Annotated in this window: 21 protein-coding genes and 1 tRNA gene; 10 read left to right on the top strand and 12 right to left on the bottom strand. The window is 63.3% G+C overall.

The genetic code is table 11. The features are described from left to right. Window positions 1-32: 32 nt before the first annotated feature. From ACE3P0_RS01490 to fdxA, 7 genes are all read right to left on the bottom strand, one after another. A complete protein-coding gene (locus tag ACE3P0_RS01490; protein WP_374399098.1) occupies window positions 33-860 on the bottom strand; it encodes a M48 family metallopeptidase in 828 nt (275 codons plus the stop codon). A gap of 30 nt (window positions 861-890) precedes the next feature. Continuing rightward, complete coding sequence (aroC, locus tag ACE3P0_RS01485) at window positions 891-2,024, bottom strand: chorismate synthase (RefSeq protein ID WP_374399096.1); 1,134 nt, start codon at window positions 2,022-2,024, stop codon at window positions 891-893. A gap of 109 nt (window positions 2,025-2,133) precedes the next feature. Next, on the bottom strand, window positions 2,134-2,445 hold the full coding sequence (gene ilvN, locus ACE3P0_RS01480) for an acetolactate synthase small subunit (protein WP_374399094.1): 312 nt from the start codon (window positions 2,443-2,445) through the stop codon (window positions 2,134-2,136). A 3-nt stretch (window positions 2,446-2,448) separates the two neighbouring features. After that, complete coding sequence (gene ilvB, locus ACE3P0_RS01475) at window positions 2,449-4,110, bottom strand: acetolactate synthase large subunit (RefSeq protein ID WP_374399092.1); 1,662 nt, start codon at window positions 4,108-4,110, stop codon at window positions 2,449-2,451. Between the two features lie 483 nt (window positions 4,111-4,593). Then, window positions 4,594-6,270, bottom strand: coding sequence for a long-chain-fatty-acid--CoA ligase FadD (fadD, locus tag ACE3P0_RS01470; RefSeq protein WP_374399090.1), 1,677 nt, complete (start codon window positions 6,268-6,270; stop codon window positions 4,594-4,596). Between the two features lie 101 nt (window positions 6,271-6,371). Then, a complete protein-coding gene (locus ACE3P0_RS01465) occupies window positions 6,372-6,821 on the bottom strand; it encodes a CBS domain-containing protein (RefSeq protein WP_374399366.1) in 450 nt (149 codons plus the stop codon). A 179-nt stretch (window positions 6,822-7,000) separates the two neighbouring features. Beyond that, window positions 7,001-7,324: a ferredoxin FdxA gene (fdxA, locus tag ACE3P0_RS01460; RefSeq protein WP_374399088.1), complete on the bottom strand. Its 324-nt coding sequence runs from the start codon at window positions 7,322-7,324 to the stop codon at window positions 7,001-7,003. A 243-nt stretch (window positions 7,325-7,567) separates the two neighbouring features. On the opposite strand from fdxA, the gene trxA reads away from it, so the two are divergent. Further along, window positions 7,568-7,894 (top strand): thioredoxin TrxA, encoded by a 327-nt coding sequence (gene trxA / locus ACE3P0_RS01455; RefSeq protein ID WP_172198870.1) that lies wholly within the window; start codon window positions 7,568-7,570, stop codon window positions 7,892-7,894. A gap of 129 nt (window positions 7,895-8,023) precedes the next feature. Next, complete coding sequence (gene rho, locus ACE3P0_RS01450) at window positions 8,024-9,283, top strand: transcription termination factor Rho (RefSeq protein WP_172198868.1); 1,260 nt, start codon at window positions 8,024-8,026, stop codon at window positions 9,281-9,283. A gap of 65 nt (window positions 9,284-9,348) precedes the next feature. Here the strand turns inward: rho and ACE3P0_RS01445 are convergent, their stop codons facing one another. Then, window positions 9,349-11,040 (bottom strand): hypothetical protein, encoded by a 1,692-nt coding sequence (locus ACE3P0_RS01445; protein WP_374399085.1) that lies wholly within the window; start codon window positions 11,038-11,040, stop codon window positions 9,349-9,351. 141 nt (window positions 11,041-11,181) lie between these two features. On the opposite strand from ACE3P0_RS01445, the gene ACE3P0_RS01440 reads away from it, so the two are divergent. Further along, window positions 11,182-11,257: transfer RNA gene (locus ACE3P0_RS01440), tRNA-Asn, on the top strand. Between the two features lie 131 nt (window positions 11,258-11,388). Here the strand turns inward: ACE3P0_RS01440 and ACE3P0_RS01435 are convergent. Both ACE3P0_RS01435 and yaaA read right to left on the bottom strand, forming a co-directional pair. Further along, a complete protein-coding gene (locus tag ACE3P0_RS01435; protein WP_374399083.1) occupies window positions 11,389-12,525 on the bottom strand; it encodes a M14-type cytosolic carboxypeptidase in 1,137 nt (378 codons plus the stop codon). Between the two features lie 10 nt (window positions 12,526-12,535). Continuing rightward, window positions 12,536-13,531: a peroxide stress protein YaaA gene (gene yaaA, locus ACE3P0_RS01430; protein ID WP_374399081.1), complete on the bottom strand. Its 996-nt coding sequence runs from the start codon at window positions 13,529-13,531 to the stop codon at window positions 12,536-12,538. Here yaaA and bioA point away from each other — a divergent pair. The 7 genes from bioA to msrB all read left to right on the top strand — a co-directional run bounded on the left by bioA (window position 13,476) and on the right by msrB (window position 19,771). Continuing rightward, window positions 13,476-14,786, top strand: a complete 1,311-nt coding sequence (gene bioA / locus ACE3P0_RS01425; protein WP_374399079.1) for an adenosylmethionine--8-amino-7-oxononanoate transaminase — start codon at window positions 13,476-13,478, stop codon at window positions 14,784-14,786. The two genes, yaaA and bioA, sit on opposite strands and share 56 nt — an antisense overlap. 3 nt (window positions 14,787-14,789) lie before the next feature. Further along, a complete protein-coding gene (gene bioF / locus ACE3P0_RS01420; protein ID WP_374399077.1) occupies window positions 14,790-15,947 on the top strand; it encodes an 8-amino-7-oxononanoate synthase in 1,158 nt (385 codons plus the stop codon). Next, a complete protein-coding gene (locus tag ACE3P0_RS01415) occupies window positions 15,944-16,660 on the top strand; it encodes an alpha/beta fold hydrolase (protein WP_374399075.1) in 717 nt (238 codons plus the stop codon). The genes bioF and ACE3P0_RS01415 overlap by 4 nt, the downstream gene beginning before the upstream one ends. Continuing rightward, window positions 16,653-17,438, top strand: a complete 786-nt coding sequence (locus ACE3P0_RS01410) for a methyltransferase domain-containing protein (RefSeq protein ID WP_374399073.1) — start codon at window positions 16,653-16,655, stop codon at window positions 17,436-17,438. Before ACE3P0_RS01415 ends, ACE3P0_RS01410 begins: the two co-directional genes overlap by 8 nt. After that, entirely contained in the window at window positions 17,438-18,109 is a 672-nt protein-coding gene (bioD, locus tag ACE3P0_RS01405) for a dethiobiotin synthase (RefSeq protein WP_374399071.1), read from the top strand. Before ACE3P0_RS01410 ends, bioD begins: the two co-directional genes overlap by 1 nt. Window positions 18,110-18,140: 31 nt before the next feature. Next, window positions 18,141-19,304, top strand: a complete 1,164-nt coding sequence (locus ACE3P0_RS01400; protein ID WP_374399069.1) for a DUF2863 family protein — start codon at window positions 18,141-18,143, stop codon at window positions 19,302-19,304. A 62-nt stretch (window positions 19,305-19,366) separates the two neighbouring features. Then, a complete protein-coding gene (gene msrB, locus ACE3P0_RS01395; RefSeq protein ID WP_374399067.1) occupies window positions 19,367-19,771 on the top strand; it encodes a peptide-methionine (R)-S-oxide reductase MsrB in 405 nt (134 codons plus the stop codon). A 48-nt stretch (window positions 19,772-19,819) separates the two neighbouring features. Here msrB and ACE3P0_RS01390 read toward each other — a convergent pair whose 3' ends face one another. Continuing rightward, window positions 19,820-20,713 (bottom strand): alpha/beta fold hydrolase, encoded by an 894-nt coding sequence (locus ACE3P0_RS01390; RefSeq protein ID WP_374399065.1) that lies wholly within the window; start codon window positions 20,711-20,713, stop codon window positions 19,820-19,822. Window positions 20,714-20,753: 40 nt separating this feature from the next. After that, window positions 20,754-23,087, bottom strand: a complete 2,334-nt coding sequence (locus ACE3P0_RS01385; RefSeq protein WP_374399063.1) for a DNA internalization-related competence protein ComEC/Rec2 — start codon at window positions 23,085-23,087, stop codon at window positions 20,754-20,756. Window position 23,088: the final 1 nt, after the last annotated feature.

Below are 23,088 nucleotides of genomic sequence, written 5' to 3'. Positions count from 1 at the left end.
AACCGCGACGTACCCCCAAGCGATCGACGCAATCAGCGACGCTCGATCGCCTGCTGGTAAAGCGGCATCACCTTCTCGGAGTACACCGCGAGGTCCTTCTGCCGCGACGCCTGTGACGGGTGGGTAGACAGCCATTGCGGCTGCGAGTTGCCAGAAAGCCGGCCCATCTTGTCCCACAGCGAGATCGCAGCGCGCGGGTCGTAGCCAGCCCGCGCTGCAAGCTCGACGCCAATGCGGTCGGCCTCAGTTTCCTGCTCGCGCGAATTCGGTAGCGCGAACATCGCCTGATAAGCCATGCCAGCCATATCCATGGTCGAGCCACTGGCGCCAAGCGCGATGCCGATCACCGTGAGGCCAATTTGCGCATTCATCGCCTGTGAAGCGCGCTCCCAGGCATGCTCACGCAGCGCATGCGCAATTTCATGCCCCATTACGGCGGCAAGTTCATCGTCGGTGATCTTGAGTTGATCGATCAGCCCCGAGTACACCGCGATCTTGCCGCCCGGCATGCACCATGCGTTGACCTCTTTTGAAGTCAGCACATTCACTTCCCAATGCCAGCCGACGGCGTCCGGGCGAAATGCGGCAACAGTCGGCGTGAGTCGCGCCGCGATCCGGCGTACGCGCTCGGTTTGGACGTGATCTACGTTGAGCGCCTTCTTTTGCTCAGCGGTGTTCACAACCTGACGGTATTGCGATGCAGCCTGCTTGTTGAGCGCGTCGCGATTGACCAGCGGCGACACGGTTTGCTTGCGGTCCACACCAACTGCGCCAGGCGCGGTGGTCTGTACGGTGGCACACGCGACCGCGACGCCGCACAGCAGCCAGACCGGCACGGCACGAGCCAGGGAAATCGCCATGTCAGAGACTCCTGAACCGAGACAAGCCGATCAGCCCTTGGGGCCGGGCACTTCCTGGTAGCCATTCGGCGCCAGACCCGCGATGCGCGGCGTCGTGACCTTCACATCGGCGTTCTGCGCACGATGACGCAGCGCGTGATCGACGAGTACCAGCGCCAACATCGCTTCGGCGACTGGGGTCGCGCGGATACCCACACAAGGGTCGTGACGGCCGGTTGTCATCATCTCGGTCGGCGCGCCGGCCAGATCAATCGAGCGGCGGTTCTGCGGCAGCGAAGAGGTCGGCTTGATCGCGATCGAAACGCGGATGTCCTGCCCGCTCGATACGCCGCCCAGCACGCCGCCGGCGTGGTTGGACAAGAAACCTTCAGGCGTGAGCTCATCGCCATGTACGGTGCCGCGCTGCGCGACAACGTCGAACCCGTCTCCAATTTCAACGCCCTTCACGGCGTTGATGCTCATCATCGCGTAGGCGATGTCCGCATCCAGGCGGTCGTACACCGGCTCACCCCAGCCGACGGGCACGCGACTGGCGATCACGTCAATACGCGCGCCAATGGAATCGCGCTCAGCGCGGATCTCATCCATATAGGCTTCGAGGCGCGGCACGATCTCGTCATTCGCGGCGAAAAAGGCGTTCTCTTGCACATGCTCCCAACCCTTGAACGGGATGCGGATTTCGCCCAGCTGGCTCATGAAGCCGCGAACCACGATGCCATAACGCTCACGCAGCCACTTCTTTGCAATCGCACCCGCGGCGACACGCACTGCCGTCTCGCGAGCGGACGAACGGCCACCACCGCGGTAGTCACGGATGCCGTACTTATGCCAGTAGGTGTAGTCGGCGTGACCAGGGCGGAAGGTCTGCGAAATCTTCGAATAGTCCTGGCTGCGCTGATCGGTGTTGCGGATCAGCAGCGCGATCGGATGGCCGGTGGTCTTGCCTTCGAACACGCCGGAGAGGATCTCGACCGAATCCGGTTCCTTGCGCTGCGTGACGTGGCGCGACGTGCCAGGCTTGCGCCGGTCCAGTTCAATCTGGATATCCGCCTCGCTCAGTTCAAGCCCGGGCGGGCAGCCATCCACCACGCAACCGATTGCCGGCCCGTGCGATTCGCCAAATGAGGTGACCGTAAAGAGAGTGCCAAGAGTGCTGCCGGACATATTGTTGGGTATGAATAGACGCGCTGGGGAGGCCGGAGTTTAGCACCTCCCCTGCGGGCAACTCGCCAGCCGCATTCAAGGCTGACGAGTCGGTCGGCGCTCCTGCGCGTCAATGAAAGAAAGTCTCAAGGCGTTCGAACACAGCGTGATCGGCGCCATGCCGCCGGACATCGAGCACGTCTTCCAGCTTTTCGACCTGGAGCGTCATCTGTGCCAGGCGCGCATCGTCGTGCACCAGCAGCCAGATGCGGCTTTCAGCGCCATCGCCGACGGGCATGCAGAGGATGCCTTCAACGTTGAAGGCACGGCGCGCGAACAGCCCGCAAACATGGGTCATGACGCCGGGGTGATTGCGCACCGCGAGTTCCAGCACGGCTTTCTTCTTGCCCACTGAGTCATGCGTATCTTTCGTTTCATTCATGGCTCACCCGCCGATCATTTCGATGTTGGCGGCCCCCGGAGGGACCATTGGAAAGACCTTCTGATTGACGTCGATCGAGCAGTGGATCAGGGCTGGCCCCTTCGATGCCAAGGCTTCAGCCAGGGTTGCACGTGGGTGCGCGCTGCGATCCAGATCCACCGCCTCAAGCCCGAAGCCCTGGGCAATCTGGATGAAGTCGGTCGGCCGCTTGTAATCCGCCGCAAAGATCCGCTTGCCGTAGAACATATCCTGCTGCTGATGCACCAAACCCAGCGACTGGTTGTTCATCAGGATGATCTTCACGTCGACGCCTTCGTCGGCGGCAGTAGCCATTTCCTGGATGTTCATCTGCAGACTGCCATCACCCGAGAAGCACACAACCTTTCGGCTCGGCTCCGCAAGCGCAGCCCCGATCGCCGCCGGCAAGCCGAAGCCCATCGTACCAAGCCCGCCCGATGTCAGCCATTGGCGCGGCCGGCGGAACGGATAAGCCTGCGCCACCCACATCTGGTGCTGGCCGACGTCGGTCGTGATGATTGCCTCGTCATCCAGGCAGGCCGCCACCGCGCTAACGAGCCCGTAATGGCTGCGCGGATCATCCAGCCCCGGCATCTGTAGCGGATGCGATGAGCGCAGGCTGTTCACCCGTGACAACCACTTCTTGCGCAGTTGCACCTGAACATGCGGCAGCAGGCGTTCCAGCACCGCCGTGACATCGCCCTGGATACCAATGTGTGCTGTTTTGATCTTGTCGATCTCCGAGGCATCGATATCGATGTGGATGATCTTCGCTTCGGGGCAGAACTGGGCCGCCCTGCCGATAGCGCGGTCATCAAAGCGCGCGCCAACGCAGATCAGCAGATCCGCCTCCTGCAACACGTAGTTCGTGTAGCGCGCGCCATGCATGCCAAGCATGCCGATCGACAGCGGGTGGTCGACCGGCATCGCTCCGAGCGCCATCAGCGTCATCGTGGTCGGCAAACCGGCCTGTTCGGCGAGCGTGGTCGCGAGGTGCGATGCGCCGGAGGCGATCACGCCACCACCGAGGTAAAGCACCGGGCGCTCCGCGCGGTTGATCATCTCAGCCGCCCGCTGCACCGCCTCTTCGCGAACCTCGGGGGTTTGATCCGGCACGCAGGCACTCACCGCCGGCGCCGCGACGCGTTGCGTCTGCACATCCTTGGGAATATCGACCCAAACCGGCCCCGGGCGGCCCGATTGCGCGATGCGGAAGGCATCGCTGATCACCTCGGGCAAATCCTCCGCGCGGCGGACGAGGTAGTTGTGCTTCGTGACCGGGATCGATAGGCCGTAGGTATCGACCTCCTGAAAGGCGTCGGTGCCAATCATCGAAAGCGGCACTTGGCCGGTGATGCAGACCAGCGGAATCGAATCGAGTTTTGCGTCGGCAATCGCAGTCACCAGGTTGGTCGCTCCGGGCCCACTTGACGCGAGGCAAACGCCAGGTTTGCCGCTTGCGCGGGCCATGCCCTGCGCAATGAAGCCAGCCCCCTGCTCATGCCGTGCCAACACATGACGGATGGTGCCGGCAGACGCCAGCGCATCGTAGAGCGGCAAGGCCGCGCCGCCGGGGATACCAGCGATCGTATCGACGCCCTGAGCTTCGAGCAGACGGACCAGCAGTTGTGCGCCAGTCATTTCCATGAGGTCTCTCCTGTGAGATGACCCGGCTGCTGGCTGGCTGGGTTTGCGATTCCGCAAAGAAAAAACCCCGCCAGCTGCACGCCGGCGGGGTTGAAATCCTGTTGACCTTAGGACCCCTGCTACGGCGCGCTAGCACCTACGCTTACTACGCGTACTACTACCGCTACAGCGGCAGCCGACAGGAAGTCGAAGAAATACGTAGAAGCGAGCATGGATCTGTTAAGCCAACGGAAACGGAACGACGATTCAATTGCAGCACACAATCCCTGAAAGCTCAAGGGCCTCTTTGCGAAAAATCGGGCTGCGATCACCATCAAAGTCAGACAAATTCCTACAAAAAATCAAACCACTACGTGATTCAACGCGCACAGCGGAACGCCACAGGGTGTCGAAATGGCGCGATTTCCCATGCAATTTCAATGACATCGGGATTGACAGACAACATCCGACACCGCGGCTTGTTTTCACTGTATTAAATCTGCCTCACGCGGCTTTCTTCGCTTCATCGCGCAGCGCTCGACGCAGAATCTTGCCGACGTTGGTCTTGGGCAGTTCGGTACGAAACTCCACCAACTTGGGCACCTTGTAGCCTGTCAGCTTTTCACGGCAGTGCGCGATCACCGCCTCGGCGGTCAGGTTGGGATCCTTCTTCACGACGAACACCTTGACCGCTTCGCCGGACTTCTCGTCCACCACCCCGATCGCGGCAACCTCCATCACGCCGGGATGGGAAGCGACGACATCTTCGACCTCGTTCGGATAGACGTTGAAACCCGACACGAGAATCATGTCTTTCTTGCGATCGACAATACGGACAAAGCCCTTTTCGTCCACTACCGCCACGTCGCCCGTCTTGAGGAAACCATCGGCAGTCATGACCTTGGCGGTCTCATCCGGCCGGTTGTAATAACCGGCCATCACCTGCGGGCCACGCACACACAGTTCGCCGGATTCGCCGATCCCGAGTTCGCGGCCGTCTTCGTCGCGAATCGAAATCTCGGTCGACGGCACCGGCAAGCCGATTGCGCCATTGAAAGCGGGCAAGTCCAACGGGTTGATCGTCACGGCCGGCGAAGTCTCGGTCAAACCGTAGGCTTCGACCAAGGGCCTACCGGTCAATGCACGCCATTTGTCGGCAACCGCGCGCTGCACGGCCATTCCGCCGCCGAGCGCACAGCGAAGCTGAGAGAAGTCGAGCTTCACGAACTCCGGATGGTTGAGTAGTGCATTGAACAAGGTGTTGACGCCGGTGATGGCGGTGAACGGATGCTTTTGCAGCTCCTTCACGAAACCCGGGATATCGCGCGGGTTCGTGATCAACACGTTGGTCGCGCCAACCTTGAAGAAGGTCAGGCAGTTCGCGGTCAGCGAGAAGATGTGATAAAGCGGCAAAGCGGTCACGATGACCTCTTCGCCTTCCTTCAAGAAGGGCTTGATCCACGCATGCGCCTGCTGAAGGTTGGCGATGATGTTCCGGTGCGTCAGTACCGCGCCCTTCGAAACGCCGGTCGTTCCGCCCGTGTACTGAAGGAACGCGATATCGTCCTGCGTTACCTTCACGTGCTCCAGCTTGCGGCCCTGTCCGCGCGCCATCGCCTGCTTGAAAGCAATATGCCCCGGGATATTCCAAGCGGGCACCATTTTCTTTACGCGCTTGACCACAAAGCTGACAAGCGCCCCTTTAAGCCCGCCCAGCATGTCGCCGATGCGCGTGACGACCACATGCTTGACCGGCGTGTGGCCAAGCACCTCCTGCAAGGTCGAGGCAAAATTCTCAAGGATGACGATCACGTCAGCGCCCGAGTCCTTGAGCTGATGTTCCAACTCGCGCGGCGTATAGAGCGGATTGCAATTGACCACTACGTAGCCGGCCCGCAATGCCCCCCATAGACATACCGGGTACTGCAGCAAGTTGGGCATCATCAGCGCGACGCGGGCGCCCTTCGGCAATTTGAGATCCTGCTGTAGGAATGCAGCAAACGCGGCGCTCAAACGATCAAGTTCGTCATAACTGATCGCCTTGTCCATGTTCACATAGGCTGCCCGCGAACCGAACTTCCTCACGCCCTCAGCAAACAGGTCACCGATCGCGCCATATTGGGCCAGATCGACATCCGCCGGCACGCCTGCGGGATAGCTCTTCAGCCAGACCTTCTCCATCTCCATACCCCCGGTGTTGTCTCTTATGTTTGCCTGAACATGCGTCGGACGCTGACCCGCCTGGTCATACCCCCAGTACGCCGCCCAGTGTCGCCAGCAAGCTACTCGTCGTCCGCCTCGGCAGGCCAGTTACGGATGTAGTTCTTGAGCATCTTGTTCTCGAAGCCCTGCTCCTCAAGCACCGCTTTGGCCACATCGTGGAACGACACGACACCCATCAAGGTTGTGCCATCCATTACGGGAAGGTAACGCTGATGGTTATCGATCATCACGCGACGCAACTCGTCCATCTCCATCCCGATCTCGGCTGAGCGCGGATCACGCAGCATCACGTCTGCAACGGTCAACGCCCCCCAGCCCGCTCCCGCAGTCGTCAGCGCCTTGAGCACTTCGCGAAAGGTCAGCATGCCAACCATACGTCCGTGGTCGAAGACGACAAGCGACCCCACGTCCTGCTCACTCATCACCGACACCGCCTCAGCCAACGCTTTCGTCGGTGCGACGGTGTAGAGCACCTTGCCTTTGATCGCCAGAATTTCACTTACCAGCATCATTCACTCCTCGTGGTGAGCCCGCGTCACTAAGTAGGCGGCGTGGTAGTCGAACGGCGGCAGGGCCATCTCCATACTCTACCGTATGGTTGGCCGCGCTGTGAATACCCCTTTTCACCTACCAGAAAAACAACGGGCGACCCGAAGGTCGCCCGCTCTTGCTTTGCTCGATAGCCGGCTCAGCGCTGCAGATCGCCAAGCTTGCCCTTCACCTTCGCCCACTCGTCGGCATCGGGCAGAGGATCCTTACGCTCGACGATCGGTTTCCAAAGCTTGGACAACTCTGCATTGAGCGCGACGAAGGACTGCTGATCGGCCGGCACGTCGTCCTCCGCGTAAATGGCTTCGACCGGACACTCGGCTACGCACAAGGTGCAATCGATGCACTCATCCGGGTCAATCACCAGGAAGTTGGGGCCTTCGCGAAAACAGTCGACCGGGCAAACATCCACGCAGTCCGTGTATTTGCACTTGATACAGGCTTCAGTCACCACATAAGTCATTTCTTGTCTCTCCATCGGCGGTTGGGGCGTGTTTCACCGCAAGGCGCAATGATACCGGAGCTTCCCGGTGACCCGACACAACGCGTTTCACGATCCGGCAAAGTACGCGCCACAACGCTCTTTTTTTAGTAGCATTCGACGCTTGCCCGGGCGGTAACCCGGCTTCCGCCCCACGATCCAGCCATAAGGCCATCCCCCACAGCGGATTAGTGTGATTGGGGCTGTTTCAAACAGCGAGGAATCATGAGCGAACACATCCTTCACGTCACCGACGCATCTTTCGAGCAGGACGTCCTGCAAGCGCAGACCCCTGTTCTGGTCGATTACTGGGCAGAGTGGTGCGGCCCCTGCAAGAGCATCGCTCCGATTCTCGATGAGATCGCCAAGGACTACGCCGGCAAACTCGTCGTAACCAAGCTCAACATTGACGAAAACGCCGAGACGCCTGCCAAGTACGGCATCCGCGGCATACCGACCCTGATGCTGTTCAAGGGCGGCAGTGTCGAGGCGACCAAGGTCGGCGCACTCTCGAAATCGCAATTGACGGCGTTCATTGACAGCAACCTGTAATACAGCTAGATTGCCGTCATAACTGCTTCGGCGCGCCGCCCGGCGCGCCGTTTTCAATCAACACTCCCTTCCCATCCCGTCGTATTCACGACTTCAAACGGCGCTCAGTCTCGCCGGTCAGGTATTTCCATGCACCTCTCGGAGCTCAAGTCACTCCACGTCAGCCAGTTGCTCGAAATGGCGCATGCCAACGAGATCGACGGCGCCAACCGCCTGCGCAAACAAGAACTGGTATTTGCCCTGCTACGCAACCGGGCAAAAAAAGGTGAGCCGATATTCGGCGACGGTGTGCTGGAAGTACTGCCGGATGGTTTCGGGTTCCTGCGCTCTCCCGACACCTCGTATCTGGCCGGCACCGACGATATCTACGTGTCGCCCTCGCAGATCCGCCGATTCAATCTTCACACTGGCGACACGATTGAAGGCGAAATCCGGACACCGAAGGACGGCGAGCGTTACTTCGCCTTGGTCAAGGTCGACAAGGTCAACTTCGAGTCGCCGGAAGCCTCGAAGCACAAGATCCTGTTCGAGAACCTGACGCCGCTGCATCCGAATCAGTGCCTCAAACTCGAGCGCGAGATCCGTGCGGAAGAGAACGTCACAAGTCGCGTGATTGACATGATCGCGCCGATCGGCAAGGGACAACGCGGCCTGCTCGTCGCACCGCCGAAGTCCGGCAAGACGGTGATGCTGCAACACATTGCGCACGCCATTACGACGAACCACCCGGATGTCGTCGTAATCGTGCTGCTGATCGACGAGCGCCCTGAAGAAGTGACGGAAATGCAGCGCTCGGTGAAGGGTGAAGTAGTTGCTTCAACCTTCGACGAACCGGCGACGCGCCATGTGCAGGTCGCGGAAATGGTGATCGAGAAAGCGAAGCGCCTGGTCGAGCACAAACGCGACGTCGTGATCCTGCTCGACTCGCTAACCCGACTGGCCCGCGCCTACAACACCGTCGTGCCGGCATCGGGCAAGGTACTCACCGGCGGCGTCGACGCCAACGCGCTACAGAAGCCCAAGCGCTTCTTCGGTGCGGCACGCAATATCGAAGAAGGCGGCTCGCTGACCATCATCGCCAGCGCGCTGATCGATACCGGCTCGCGCATGGACGATGTGATCTACGAGGAATTCAAGGGCACCGGCAACATGGAGATCCATCTGGATCGCCGCATGGCCGAAAAGCGTGTCTATCCAGCGATCAACGTTAATCGCTCGGGCACTCGCCGCGAAGAGCTGCTGATTGAACCTGCCATCCTGCAGAAAGTCTGGATCCTGCGGAAGCTGCTGTACGGCATGGATGAAATCGAGGCGATGGAATTCCTGCTCGACAAGATCAAGGCAACGAAGACCAACAACGATTTCTTCGATGCCATGCGGCGCGGCTAAAGCCAGGTCTGCAAAAAAACGCCGGTCAATGACCGGCGTTTTTTATTACCGCAACACCTGTTCCACTACTCGCCTTGCGGCCTGAGCTGCATGGTCTTTAGCGTACCCTCTACCGAGAACAGACGAACGATGCGCTCGACAGGTGTCTTGACCTCGCTGCGAAGCGCGCCGCGCACGACGCCTTCGGCATCAACCTGAATCCTCCCCGAGGCGCTCAGCGCGCCGGCATCCAGGCGTCGAATCTCCACCCGAACGCCTTTGGCAGGCTCGCGAACAACAGCACCCTCCATGATATTGAAGCGCGTGACACCGCCCGAAATCGGCGCATTACCCGAGCGGCGCATCGCTTCGACAAGGTCGATCCGATTGATCGAACCGTCAGCAACCGAGAAACTGCCCACCCACTTCGAAGCGTTTGCCAAGTCCTCCAGATTATCGACTTCAGCACTCATCGCCATTGGCCCGGAGACCCGACCGCTCACCAGTGCCGGCGTACCCATCAGCGCGACAAGTTGATCAAAGTTCAGCGCATCGAGTTTGAACTGGCCCTTCACGGCCACGCGGCTCAGCAAGTCCAGGCTCACGACGCCCTTGATGGCCCCCCCCAACCAGTTGGCCGAAAACTGGGCGTCATCCATACCGCTCAAACCCATTCGCCCCGAAATCAGCACGTTATCCAGCTTCGTCTCACCGTACTTCCATTCGGGTGCAATCACGCTTGCAAGGATGCCGCCATCCTGCACCAACAATTCATAAGTTACCGCCGGCTCTTTCGGTTTCAGACGCGCAGACTCCCACTTCCCGTCGCCCGAGAACACAAATGAGCCCGCCAGATCAGTCAGTACCGTTTTGCCGACTGGCACCGACATCTCATCAACCTGAATCTCCTTCAAGCGCCAAACGCGCCCAGGGGTATCAAGCCCGGAGAGGCGCGCCAGCAGCGACGGCTGCAAGCTGCCGCCCTTCAGTGCGACATGCAAACGTTGCGGCTGCGAAGTCACCCACCGGAACCAGTCCGGCCCGCCAAAGGCGCGATCAATGCGGGAGGTCCCGCCCTCTCCGATCTGGATGTCGCCAAGCTCAAAGACCGGCCAAGGATGAAACGCCACGCCCACTCGTCCAACTTTGACCGGCTCGCCCAACCAGGCAGCCGCATCTTGCTCGACACGTTGCCGCAAGGTCGAAGCCTGCCAGGCCAGCGCGGCGACGGCAGCGCCGATTCCGCCAACAACAAGAAGTGCGACGATAACGATCAGACCGCGGCGGATCTTGTCGCCACCCTTGCCGCCACCACTCACAGCCCGATGCCCCAAGGTGGCAAAGAAAACGCGAATTTTGTCGAAAATCGAGGCCTGAGAGCCGGACCCCAGAGCACGCTCCAGACGACGGTTCTCTGCCGACTGTTTCCGCTTATCGGCTGCGCTGGGCGACGGCTCGGCTGCCAGCGGTCCCGATGGCGCAATCTCGCGCGGTTCCACTCGCGCCGGCGCTTCATCCCCCCGCAGCCAGCGCGCTTCCTGCTCCGCGACGCGTGCCATCCGCGCATCGAGCGTCTCGATCAACCCTGCGCGCTCAAGCTCGGTCAGCGCACGCTGAACCGATTTACCATCTTTGAGGCGCGTAACCAGTTCGCCAACGGTCGAGAACCCATCAACAGCCTCGAGCACGCTGCGCGTCAAACGATCCCCGGAACCTTTTGGCTCCGCCATCATGCGGTCGCCCGCTTCCGTGCGACAAAACACCGAGAACCGGTCCAAGCTTGACTCCTGCCGGGCCGTACGGCCCGCAACGGTTAATCACATTGGAATATTACAGCAAGGCAAATCACGCTTCTAAGCGAAAAGACGAAAAATCATGTTGACAAGGTTGCGAAGCATGTCTAACATGGCGGCTTCTGTTCCTCGATAGCTCAGTCGGTAGAGCGCCGGACTGTTAATCCGTAGGTCCCTGGTTCGAGCCCAGGTCGAGGAGCCAAGTTTCAAGAAACGCCCGCAGCGATGCGGGCGTTTTTCATTTTCCGCCCCGCTCTTGCAAAATCCAAGGATTTTGATGATTGCGCGTCAGGCGGGCGGCCACCGTCCGTGCAGGCCGCCCATTTCAAGCAGTTATTTCTGATCCAGTCGGCGCAGATGCGCCAGCACCGGTTGCAGCATTGCGCCGCCGAGTCGCTTGCTACGCTCACCGTTCCAGCCGACCGCCGGATCTGGCGCGTCATCGTTGTCCTTGAACGGCATTTCAAGTGTCAGCGAGACGCAGCCGAAGCGATGCGCGACCCACTTCGAGGCGAGCGTCAGCAATTCATCCTGGAAGCGGTCGTCGGTATAGCCGTGGCGCTGCTGGAAGTCTGGTGACGCAGCGGCCAGATCGGCCAGGAACTGCGCCTGCAGGGCCGCGTTGACCGCACCGTAACCCGGCACCATGTGCGAACCGTCGATGAACACGTAGGGCAAGGTCTCATCGCCGTGGATATCGAGGAACAGGTCGACACCACTTTCCGCCATGCCCGCCTGCACCGCTTGCACTTCCGGGCTGCGGCTTGCAGTCGGCGCATGCCATTCGCGGTTTAGGTTGACGCCCGCTGCATTGGAACGCAGGTTGCCAAGCCAGGCACCGTCGGGGTTGATGTTGGGCACCAGCCGAACCGTTGCACGCTGCCGAATCTCGCGCGCGACCGGATCAGAGGCATCGAGCAGGCGCTCGAGCATGCCTTCGGCAAACCATTCGGCCATGCTCTCGCCCGGATGCTGGCGCGCCACGACCCACAGCGGCCGCGGGCCGTCGCCGATCTCGATGACGTCGATATCGCGCCCTTGCAGGCTGGCACCCAGGCGAGCGACGCGTATGCCGGGCGACACGGCCGCGCGGCCGAGCACCGAGAGATGCCGCTCCTGCGAGTAAGGCTCGAAGTACGCAAGCCAGATCACGTCCCGCTCCGGCGTCAGCGAAACGGTCAGGACTTCACCATCGTAGGAGCAGTCCGGAATGCGGAACCAATCACTCCGGTTGTACGAGGCCACGGCACGATAGCCGCGCCAGCCTTCCGGGTAGGAGCATTTGCCCGCGTTCTCGAAGCGCAGCGTGAGCGGCTGCCCCGCTGCGCCGGAGATGCGGAAGTGGAACCACTGGAGAAACTCGCTTGAACCGTGATCGTCACGGATACGCAAGCGCACATTGTTCAGGTTCGACGCATCGACGATATCGATGGATCCACTGTCGAAGTTGCTGCTGATACACACGCTCATCGAATGATCCTCATGCCGCACGGCGGCGGAAATACCAGGTGTCTGCATCCGAGGCTTTCGCGTCGAAGGCGTAACCGTCATGATCAAAGGCCTTCAGCGATTCGGCCTCGGTGATGTTGTGGTCGATCGCGAAGCGCGTCATCGCGCCGCGCGCACGCTTTGCACTGAAGCTGACGATCTTGTACTGGCCATTGCGGAATTCCTGAAACACAGGCGTCACGACGCGGGCACGCAGGCTGCCGAGGCGGGCCGCCTTCGAGTACTCGTTCGATGCCAGGTTGACGACCTCGCGCGACTCGCCCTCTTCCATCAGCGTATCGAGACGGCGCTCGATCGCATCCGCAATCACTGTGCCCCAGTAAGCGTAAAGATCTTTGCCGCGCGGGCTCTCTAGTCGAGTCCCCATTTCCAGACGATAGGGCCGGATCAGGTCGAGCGGGCGCAGCAGCCCGTACAACCCGGACAGGATGCCGAGGTGCGCCTGCAGGTAACCCTCAAGTTTTTCGGCCGGTATGGACTTCGCGTGCAAGCCGTCGTAGACGTCGCCATCAAACGCCAGCACGGCCTGCTTGGCCACCGGTCGCTCGTGCTCCAGGGTCCATTCGACGTAGCGCGCGGCGTTCAGCGCCGCAAGTTTGTCTGACAAAGTCATCAGCGTCGCAATTTGCGCGGGCGAACGCTCGCGCAGTAAGTCGATCAGCGGCGCCGAATGGTCCAGGAAGCCGGGCCGTGACGCGATCGAAGTATGGGGTGGTGTGTCGAAATCGAGGGATTTGGCGGGTGACAGAAGAATCAGCATCGAAGCATTGGAGAAACTTGCCGGAACAGCATGATAGCGCCCCAACGAGTTGCCCCCGATCTCACGCAGGGCAATTTGACACACTGCGAGGCGTGCGGAAACATGCAGATCCTTCCTCGCTGTTCCGTGGCAGTTCGCTGCCCTCCCGCTGATGCATAGCAACGATCTCCTGCAACGCTCACTGGACGCCGTGTGGCATCCGTGCACGCAGATGAAACACCACGAACGCTTCCCGCTGATTCCGCTGGAACGCGGCGAAGGCCTGTGGCTGTACGACACTGCGGGGCGCCGCTATTTCGACGCGGTCAGTTCCTGGTGGGTGAACCTGTTCGGCCATTGCAACCCGCGCATCAACGCCGCGCTGCAGCGCCAACTCGGCACGCTGGAGCACGCGATGCTGGCCGGCTTCACGCATCGCCCGGTGGTCGAACTCTCCGAGCGCCTGCGTGCGCTCACGGGCAACGCGCTGGGCCACGCGTTCTATGCCTCCGACGGCGCCTCGGCGACCGAGATCGCGTTGAAGATGAGCGCGCACTTCTGGCGCAACAGCGGCCGTCCGGACAAGAACCGCTTCCTGAGCCTCGCCGGCAGCTACCACGGTGAGACCGCCGGTGCGCTGTCGGTGACGGACATCGACCTTTTCCGCGATGCGTACGCGCCGCTGGTGCGGCAATCGGCCACCGTACCCAGCCCGGCCGTCGCTGACGAAGCCTCCCGCGTGCCCGCCGCCAGCGACGCGGCCGACGCACTGGATGCCTGGCTCGCCGAACACGCGGACCACACCGCCGCGCTGATTGTCGAACCCCTGGTTCAGTGCGCAACTGGCATGGCGATGTACGACGCGGAATACCTGCGCCGTGCGCGTGCCGCTTGCGACCGTCATCAGGTGCACCTGATCGCGGATGAAATCGCCGTCGGCTGCGGCCGCACCGGTACTTTCTTCGCCTGCGAGCAGGCCGGTATCCAACCGGACTTCCTGTGCTTGTCGAAGGGCATCTCCGGCGGCTACCTGCCGCTCTCGATCGTGCTGACGACCGACACGATCTATCGCGCCTTCTACGACGACGCAACGACGCGCGGCTTCCTGCATTCGCATTCCTACACCGGCAATCCGCTCGCCTGCACCGCGGCGCTAGCCACGCTGGACATCTTCGAGGCCGACCAGGTGCTCGCCGGCAACGTCGAACGTGCTGCGTCACTCACGCGTGCCGCGGCCCCGCTGCAGCAGCACAGTCGTGTCCGAAACTTCCGCCGCACCGGCATGATCTGGGCCTTCGACATCGACAGCGACGATCCTCAGCTCTCGCGCAAGATCTTCGCTGCCGGCCTTGCGCGCGAAGTACTGCTGCGTCCGATCGGCCATACGGTCTATTGGATGCCGCCCTATATCTTCGACGACGCCGATGCCACGTTCCTGGTGCAGCGCACCGGCGAGGCCATCGACGCCACGCTGGCGGCCTGAAGCATGGCGATCTGGGACAGCCTCGATAGCGAATTCGCAGCACTGGACGCGGCCGGGCTGCGCCGGCGCCGCCGCACGATCGACGAACGCCACGGCGCCGAAGTCGTCATCGACGGCCGCCGTGTGATCAACTTCTGCGCAAACGACTACCTCGGTCTGGCCGATCATCCAGCGCTCGTCGAAGCAGCGATCGCCGGCGCAAAAGGCTGGGGCATGGGTGCCGGCGCATCGCATCTGGTGAGCGGGCACTTTGCGGCGCACGAACACGCGGAGCGCAGGCTGGCCGAGTTTGTCGGTTGCGATGCCGCGCTGCTGTTCTCCACCGGCTACATGGTCAACAGCGGCATTGTCGCGGCGCTGGTCGGCCGCGGCGATGCGGTATTCGCGGATCGGCTGAACCACGCCTCGCTGGTGGATGGCTCTCTGCTCAGCCGCGCCGATTTGCGACGCTATCCGCACGGTGACATTGCCACACTCGAACGCATGCTCGCCGAGAGCAGCGCGCCGCGGAAGCTGATCCTGACCGATAGCGTCTTCAGCATGGACGGCGACATTGCGCCCTTGCCCGCGCTGTTCGCGCTCGCCGAGCGCTTCGATGCCTGGCTCGTCGTCGATGACGCACATGGTTTTGGCGTACTCGGCCCGCAAGGCCGCGGCGCCCTGCAGCACTACGGCATCCGCTCGCCGCGGGTGCTGTACGTCGGCACGCTGGGCAAAGCCGCGGGCGTCTACGGTGCGTTCGTCGCGGGGGCCACGCAGGTCGTCGAATGGTTGATGCAGAAGGCGCGCACCTACATTTTCACAACCGGCGCACCGCCTCTGCTGGCTGAAACCATCTGCGCAGCTATCGATCTGATCGAAGCCGGCGATGGGCGACGCGCCCACGTCGCCGAACTCGTTGCACGACTGCGCAGTGGGCTCGATCACCCTGAGCGCCTGATGGCATCCACCACGCCAATTCAGCCGGTGCTCGTCGGCGCGAATGACGCCGCCGTCGCCCTGGCCGCGCAACTGTTTGAGGATGGGCTCTGGGTGCCGGCGATACGCCCGCCCACGGTGCCTGCGGGTACCGCGCGGCTGCGGGTGTCGCTGTCGGCCGCGCATACGGTCGAGCAGGTGGATGCGCTGGCCGTTTCCATCAACCGCCGTCTCGTCCCATGACAAAGCGTGTTCAGGCCTGGCACGGCTGGGGCTTCGGCCCAACCGCCTTCGATCCGCTGCGCAGCGCCTTGGCGGACTGTTGCGAGCTATCCGCCCTGGCGCTCACGGCGCCCGGGTCCGGCGATTTCGAAACGTGGTCGAGCGAACTCGCCAAGCAGGTATCGTCCGGCGAAGTGCTGCTCGGCTGGTCACTCGGCGCGATGCTCGCGCTGGCTGCCGTCGCAGCAGGCGCACGACCGCGTGCCTTGGTGCTGATCGGCGCGAGCCCGCGTTTCGTCGCCTCGGCGGACTGGCCGCACGGGCTGGATGCCGGCACGGTCTCGACATTCCGCTCGGGCGTGGCGGAACATCCGGCGCGCACCCTGAAGCGCTTCCTCGCGCTGCAGACGCTGGGCGACAGCCAGCGCAGTGCCGCACAAGCCCTGCTCGAACCGGCCCTTGAAACCGATGCAACCAAGCTTTCGCCTGCGCTGTCTGCGCTGATCAACGCAGACCTGCGCACATGCGTCGGGCAGATCAGGGTTCCAACCCTGCTGCTGCATGGCGAGAACGATGCCTTGATGCCGCTGCGGGCGGCCACATGGCTTGTCGATCACTTGCCCAATGCGCGGCTGATTGTATTGCCGCAGTGCGGACATGCACCGCATGTCACGCAAGCGCATCAGGTTGCCGACGCGCTGATGCAATTCCTGGGAAGCTTGCCGGATGCCTGATTCACTGATCGTGCCGGCGGGCGACCAGCGACGCCGCATCCGCGACGCCTTCGCCGCCGCCGCCGAGCACTACGACCACCACGCGGAGGTGCAGCGCGCGATCGTCGCCGACCTGTTCGGCTGGGTGACCAAGCCAGCGCCGACGAGCCTGCCGACGCTGGACGCCGGCTGCGGCACCGGCTACGCCAGCGCAGCCCTGCAGACCGACGGCGCAAAGGTGATCGGGCTCGATCTGGCCGACACCATGGCGCGGCGCGCATTGCAGCGTGGCGAGTTGGGTATCGTGGGCGATCTGGAACGCCTGCCGCTGCGCAACGCCAGCGTCGGACGCTACTGGTCCAGCCTCGCCTGGCAGTGGTGCAATGCCAACACGGCGGCCGCGGAAGCCGCACGCGTACTTGCGCCCGGTGGCGTGCTGCAAGTGGCGACGCTGGGGCCGGATACGCTGCGCGAACTGCGCGCCGTCTTCGCAGAAATCGATAGCGCCGAGCATGTGCGCGGCTTCCAGCCCCCGGATGCCGTGCAGGCTGCGCTCATCCGCGCAGGTTTCCATTCGGTGCGCTTCGCGCGCCGCGTACAAGCCGGCTTTGCGCCGGATTTCGCCAGCCTGCTGCGCGACATACGCGGCGTTGGCGCCCACACGCTGGGCGATAGCCGCCGCCGCGGCATGCTCGGGCGGCACGCCTGGCGACGCCTTTGTGACGCTTACGAAGTACACCGCGAAGCGGCCGGCCTGCCGGCGCGCTACGATGTTCTGATGTTCGAGGCCATACGCTAATGCACTACTACTTCATCACCGGCACCGACACCGAGATCGGCAAGACCTTCGTCAGCTGCACGTTGCTGCATGCGGCCCGCGCTGCCGGGCTAAGTGCCGTCGGCTACAAGCCGATCGCGGCGGGCGCCGAGGAGATTGATGGGGCATGGTCGAACGAGGATGCGCGCCGCCTGCAGAGCGCGTCGTCGCCCGGCTTCACGCTGGAAGAGATCAACCCACTTTGCCTTCGTGAAGCGGTAGCACCCCACATCGCCGCCGCCGCCGAAAACATCGCACTGGACGTGCCACCACTTGTTGCCGGCTTCGAACGCTTGGCGCAGCGCGCCGACTGCGTGCTGGTCGAGGGTGTCGGCGGTTTCCGCGTGCCGCTGGACGACCGCCTCGACACGGCCGACCTCGCCGTGGCAATGCGCCTGCCGGTGATCCTGGTGGTAGGCATGCGCCTGGGTTGTATCAACCACGCGCTGCTGACGGCCGAGGCCATCGCAGCACGCGGGCTTCGCCTCGCCGGCTGGGTCGCGAACACGCTTGCGCCACGCATGAATCGCTTCGACGAGAACCTCGCGGCACTCGCGGCGCGGTTGCCCGCGCCGCTGCTTGGCGTGGTGCCGTACAGCGAAAGCGGGCCACAGCATGCCGCGGCACAGGTAAGCCTGCCTGACACGGTATAATCCGCGGCCATTCCGCGCAGGAACACCTGTCATGAAACGCTCCCGCTTCGGCCGCCGTAGCGGCCTCTCCCGCGACGCCGAGAATCTCACCTGGCTCGCCGTCGGGCTTGCCGAATCCGGCAGTCGCGCAGAAGACAGCTTCTGGGAAACCCGCCTCGCCGAACAAGTTGAAAAACTGCTCGACGAAGGTGATGAGGACACCCTCAACAGTGCGCTGGATCATCTCTACGCCACACAGGCCAATGCCTACGACGAGCTGGCCGATCTGATCGAGTCGCGCGCCGAATCCGGCATTGCGGGCGACCATGATGTGCTGCTGATCGCTGCGCCGGTGATGGCCTGGTCGCGCTTCGCGATCGCCGCCGCGACGATTCCACCCGCGCAACTGGCGAACCTGCGCGTGCATCTGCAAGCGCATGTGCTCGCTGATGGCGTGAAGCTCGGCATGGCGGATTTCCTCTTCTCGCCCGATCAGCTGCCGCAGGGTTACTGCGAAACACGTCGCTTCGCCGCAGCCTTGGGCGAAGCGGCTGGCGCCGGGCAGAATCTGCATATCGCGACCGAATCACTTCCGGAGACGTCGAAGTTCCTCTCCGACGTGCGTTACATCCTCGCCGCCGCGGTCGTTCCGCGCGGTGCCGCGCTGTTCCGCTGGCAGGAACGCGACGGCAATCGCGAGCAGGCGCTGGCGCAGTGGCGCACCCAGGGCGGCGCAGTCGTCACGACACTGATGCCCGGTTGTGCACTCGAAGTCGTGCTGCCGGATGCCTACTTCGCCGCCAGCCGTCAAGCAGACCGCGATTCGCGCCCCTACTCGCTGCGCGCCTCGGTCGCCTTCCTCACGACCACGCTCGAAACGCCGCCGGACACACTGCGTGCGGTGATCGCGCCGTTTCAGGACCGCCAGTTGGAGGAATACCGAATCGGTTTCACGCGCAAGAGCTCCGACGACGTGATCCATGGCGTGGTGTGGCCACTGCTCGGCGCCGAAGATGAGAACAGCGAGATCCCGCAGCAGATCGAAGCGGCCTTGCGCACCTGCGGCCTGACCGATGTGATGCAGCTCGACACCACCTTCCCGCTCGAATACTGCGACGACTGCGGCGCACCGATGTACCCGTCGCCGGACGGCGAAGCGGTGCATGCCGAGTTGCCGGAAGAGAGCGCCGAAGCGGTACCTCGCCACCTGCACTGAACTGACGCCCAGCTTTGCGGTCGATCGATCCATGCACGATTGCCCGCAGGAGGACAGCGCACATGAGTCGTAAAGTCGAACGCCCGGACGCCGAATGGCGCGAGGTGCTGGACCCGCAGCAATATCACGTGACGCGTGAGAAAGGCACCGAACGCGCCTTCACCGGTGCTTACTGGAACGTGTGGGACGCCGGCGATTACCGCTGCGTTTGCTGCGGCGGCGAGTTGTTCCGTTCGGAAGACAAGTTCGATGCCGGCTGCGGCTGGCCAAGCTTTTCGACCGCCGCAGCGGCCGAGAATATCGAGACAGCCAACGATCGCAGCTACGGCATGGTGCGCACCGAAGTGCTCTGCCGCAATTGCGGCGCGCACCTGGGTCATGTGTTCGAGGACGGCCCGCAACCCACCGGGCTGCGCTACTGCATCAACTCCGCGTCGCTGAAGCTCGAAAAGGACAGCGGCAAGTGAGCTGATCGCGCCGTAGCGCCCGCGCGATCGGGCGCCGCGCCGCTCCACTCAGGTGGTGAGCAGGAAATCCTGAACCAGCGCGATCTGCGCGGCGTCCATCAACATCGGCGCGTGGCCGACACCGGACACCTCCAGCAGCTTGGCCTTGGGCCCGCGCTGGCCCATTTCGTGATGCGTCTCCGGTGTCAGCAGATCCGACCGTGCGCCCCGCAACACCAAAGTCGGGCAGCGGATCGCGTCGTAGATCGGCCACAGATCCACATCTTCAAGCACCGGCGCAGCCCGGAAGACATCGCCGATCGCCGGGTCGTAGCGCATCTCGTAGCCGCCGTCGCACGCCCGTAGCGAGGTCTGCGTCAGATGCTGCCATTGCGCATCGGTGAGCGGGCCGAAGGGCGCGCTGACCGCGCGGATATAGTGTTCAGCAGCCGCGAAATCGGGGAATACCGGCGCCTTGCCGACATAGTCACCGATACGCTGCAATGAAGCGGCAGTGATCACCGGCCCCACGTCGTTGAGCACCAGCCGCGTGATGGGAGAGTCCGGCAGGGAAGCGATCGCCATGCCGATCAGGCCGCCCATCGAGGTGCCGACCCAGTGCACCGACTCCGCGCCGCTGCGCGCGAGCAACACCATCATGTCCGACACGTATTGCGGCAGGCCATAAGCCGAGTTTGCCGGCAACCAATCGCTGCGGCCGCGCCCGACCACGTCGGGGCAGATCACGCGGTATTCCGCGGACAGCGCGTCGGCGAGCGCATCGAAGTCGCGCCCGTTGCGGGTCAGGCCATGCACGCACAGGAGAACATCCGGATTCTCGGGGTCGCCCCACTCGGTGTAGGCCATCCGGTGCAGACCCTGAGGATTCGCGCAGCGCACCGTCGCTTCGCGCATTGCCGTGGATGAGCCTCCACCAAACAAAGCCTTGATGCCTGTAAGCATGCGGTCACCTCTGTCTGTGCGCGATGTCAGATCCAGTCTATCACTGCGGCGTCGGCGCTTCCGCGTGCCAGTAGCGCCGCGCCTGCTCGCGCCAGCGCGTTGTGCCAACGCCGTCTGGCGCCACCCGCATCAGCACTGCGCCATCGCGATCCGAGCGCAGATCAGTCGCGCCGGCCTCACGGTAGCGCGCGGCCACCTCGGGGTGCGGATGACCGAACCGACTGCGGTAGCCGACCGCGTACAGGACCCAACGCGGCGACAGCGCATGGATAAAAGCCTCGCCCGAGGAACTGCGGCTACCGTGATGCGGCGCGATCACCACGTCCGCCGGGCCGAGCAGACCGGCCTCGTTCAACTCGCCTTCGGAAGCCAGCTCGATATCCGCCGCCAGCAGTACCGAGTGAGCTCCACTCCGCACACGCATCACACAGCTGTTGCGGTTGCCGCCCAAGGCGCGCCCGGGTGCCGGGTGCAGCACTTCGAACGCCACCCCGTCCCAGATCCACTGTTCACCCCGCGCACAAGGCCTGAATACGGCCGTGCGCAAGACATGCCCAGCGGGCAGCGAGCCCATCAGCCAATCAGCCTCGACCGCAGCCAGCACCGCAACGGCGCCGCCAGCGTGATCACTATCGTCGTGACTCACCACCAGACCAGAGAGGCGATTGACCCCCTCGCCGCGCAAGTAGGGCAGCACGATGCGCTGACCCGCATCGCTGCTGGTGCCAAAGCGCGGCCCGGTGTCGAACACCAGGTCGTGTGTCGCAGTGCGCACATGCACGGCGAGCCCCTGCCCCACGTCCAGCATCGTCATGTCGAAGCTGCCAAGTGGGGGGTGCGGCGCATGCCAGCACAGCAGCGCCAGCAGGATGACCGCCGCTGCGCCACGGCCCGGCGCGGCGCGCGGCGCGAGCAACCACAGGGCCGCAATTGACGCGGCGAGGATCAGCGGCAATGGCGCTGCAGCCTGTTGCCACACCGCCCACTGCGGCGCCGCCAGCCATTCAAGCGCTTGGGCAAGGGTGCCGAACAGCCACGCGGCAAGCTGAAGCAGCGGCGCCCAGTCGAACAGGACGAACAGGAATTCCAGCGGCAGCAGCACGAAGGTCACCAGCGGTACGGCTACCAGGTTGGCCAGCGGTGCCACCCAGGACATCTGCCCCGTCAGCGCAAGCAAGGCCGGCAGCATGCCAAGCCCGATCGCCCATTGCGCCGCGAGCCATCGGCGCCACGCCGGGTCGGTATCGTCGCGCGGGCTTGCCGCCCACAGCAGCAGCCCGACCGCGATGAAAGAAAGCCAGGTGCCCTTGCTCAGCACGCACCATGGATCCCACAACAATACGGCGACGAGCGCGGCAGCCAGCGCGAGCGTCGGGCGCACCGAGCGACCGCCGAAGTTCGCGAACGCAACAACCGCGAGCATCACCAGCGAACGCTGCGCCGGTACGGCTGCGCCCGCGAGCGCAACATAGGCCGTCGCCGCCAACAAGCCGAACAGCGCCGCGGCAGACTGGGCAGGCACCCGCAACACCAGCCATGGCAAGCGCCGCCACAGCGCGCCGATCGCCGCACCGGCGACCAGCGCCCAGATCGTGACATGCAGGCCAGAGATACTGATCAGATGCGTGATGCCGCTGCGCGAGAACAGTGACCACTGATCGGCGCTCACCGCATCCTGGTCGCCGATCGCCAGCGCGACCAGCACTGCACGCCAGGGTGAATCCGGCAAGGCTCGCTCGAAGCGATCGCGGATCGCCTGCCGCCATTGCTCAATCCGGATCATGGGCGTGTTTGCGCTATCCGGAAGGCGTTCGGCGTCTTTGGTGTCGCGCACATAGCCGCTGGCGCCAAGGCGCTGCGCGAGCATCTGCGCCTCTCTATCGCTGCCGTGCGGGTTCAGACTGCCGTGCGGGCGCTTGAGGCGAACCGTGAGCGCCCACGCCTGGCCGGCCCGCAGATCGGGCACCGCGTCGTGCGCAGTGCGGTACCAGCTCAATTGCAGGCGCGAGGGCACACCGGGCGGTGGATTGTCGGTCTCGAAAACGAACCCGACACCGTGATCCACCTTGCGCGGCATTTCGACAATGTGGCCGCTTACGCCAAGGTCTTGCCCTTCAAGTGACGCCGCCAAACGATCCTGCAAACGGGCGTTGGCGCGCAACGCGCTGCTGCCGTAACCGAAGGACAAGGCCGCTGCACAGGCGACAGCCCATGCGACGCGGCGATCAAGCCGCACATTCAGACTCAGAAGCACCGCAAGCACGCCAACCCCGGTCAGCCCGAACGCGAGCGGCATTGCAGGCAGCGTTGCCTGGCGTTGCAACAGCAGCGTGCCGGCGAGCAGGCCCGCTGCAAGGGGAAGGATCAGCGCCACC

Source organism: Niveibacterium sp., from assembly GCF_041909475.1.
Taxonomy (GTDB): domain Bacteria; phylum Pseudomonadota; class Gammaproteobacteria; order Burkholderiales; family Rhodocyclaceae; genus Niveibacterium.
Note: the sequence above shows the minus strand (reverse complement) of the source record. Positions and strands in the feature narration are given on the sequence as shown.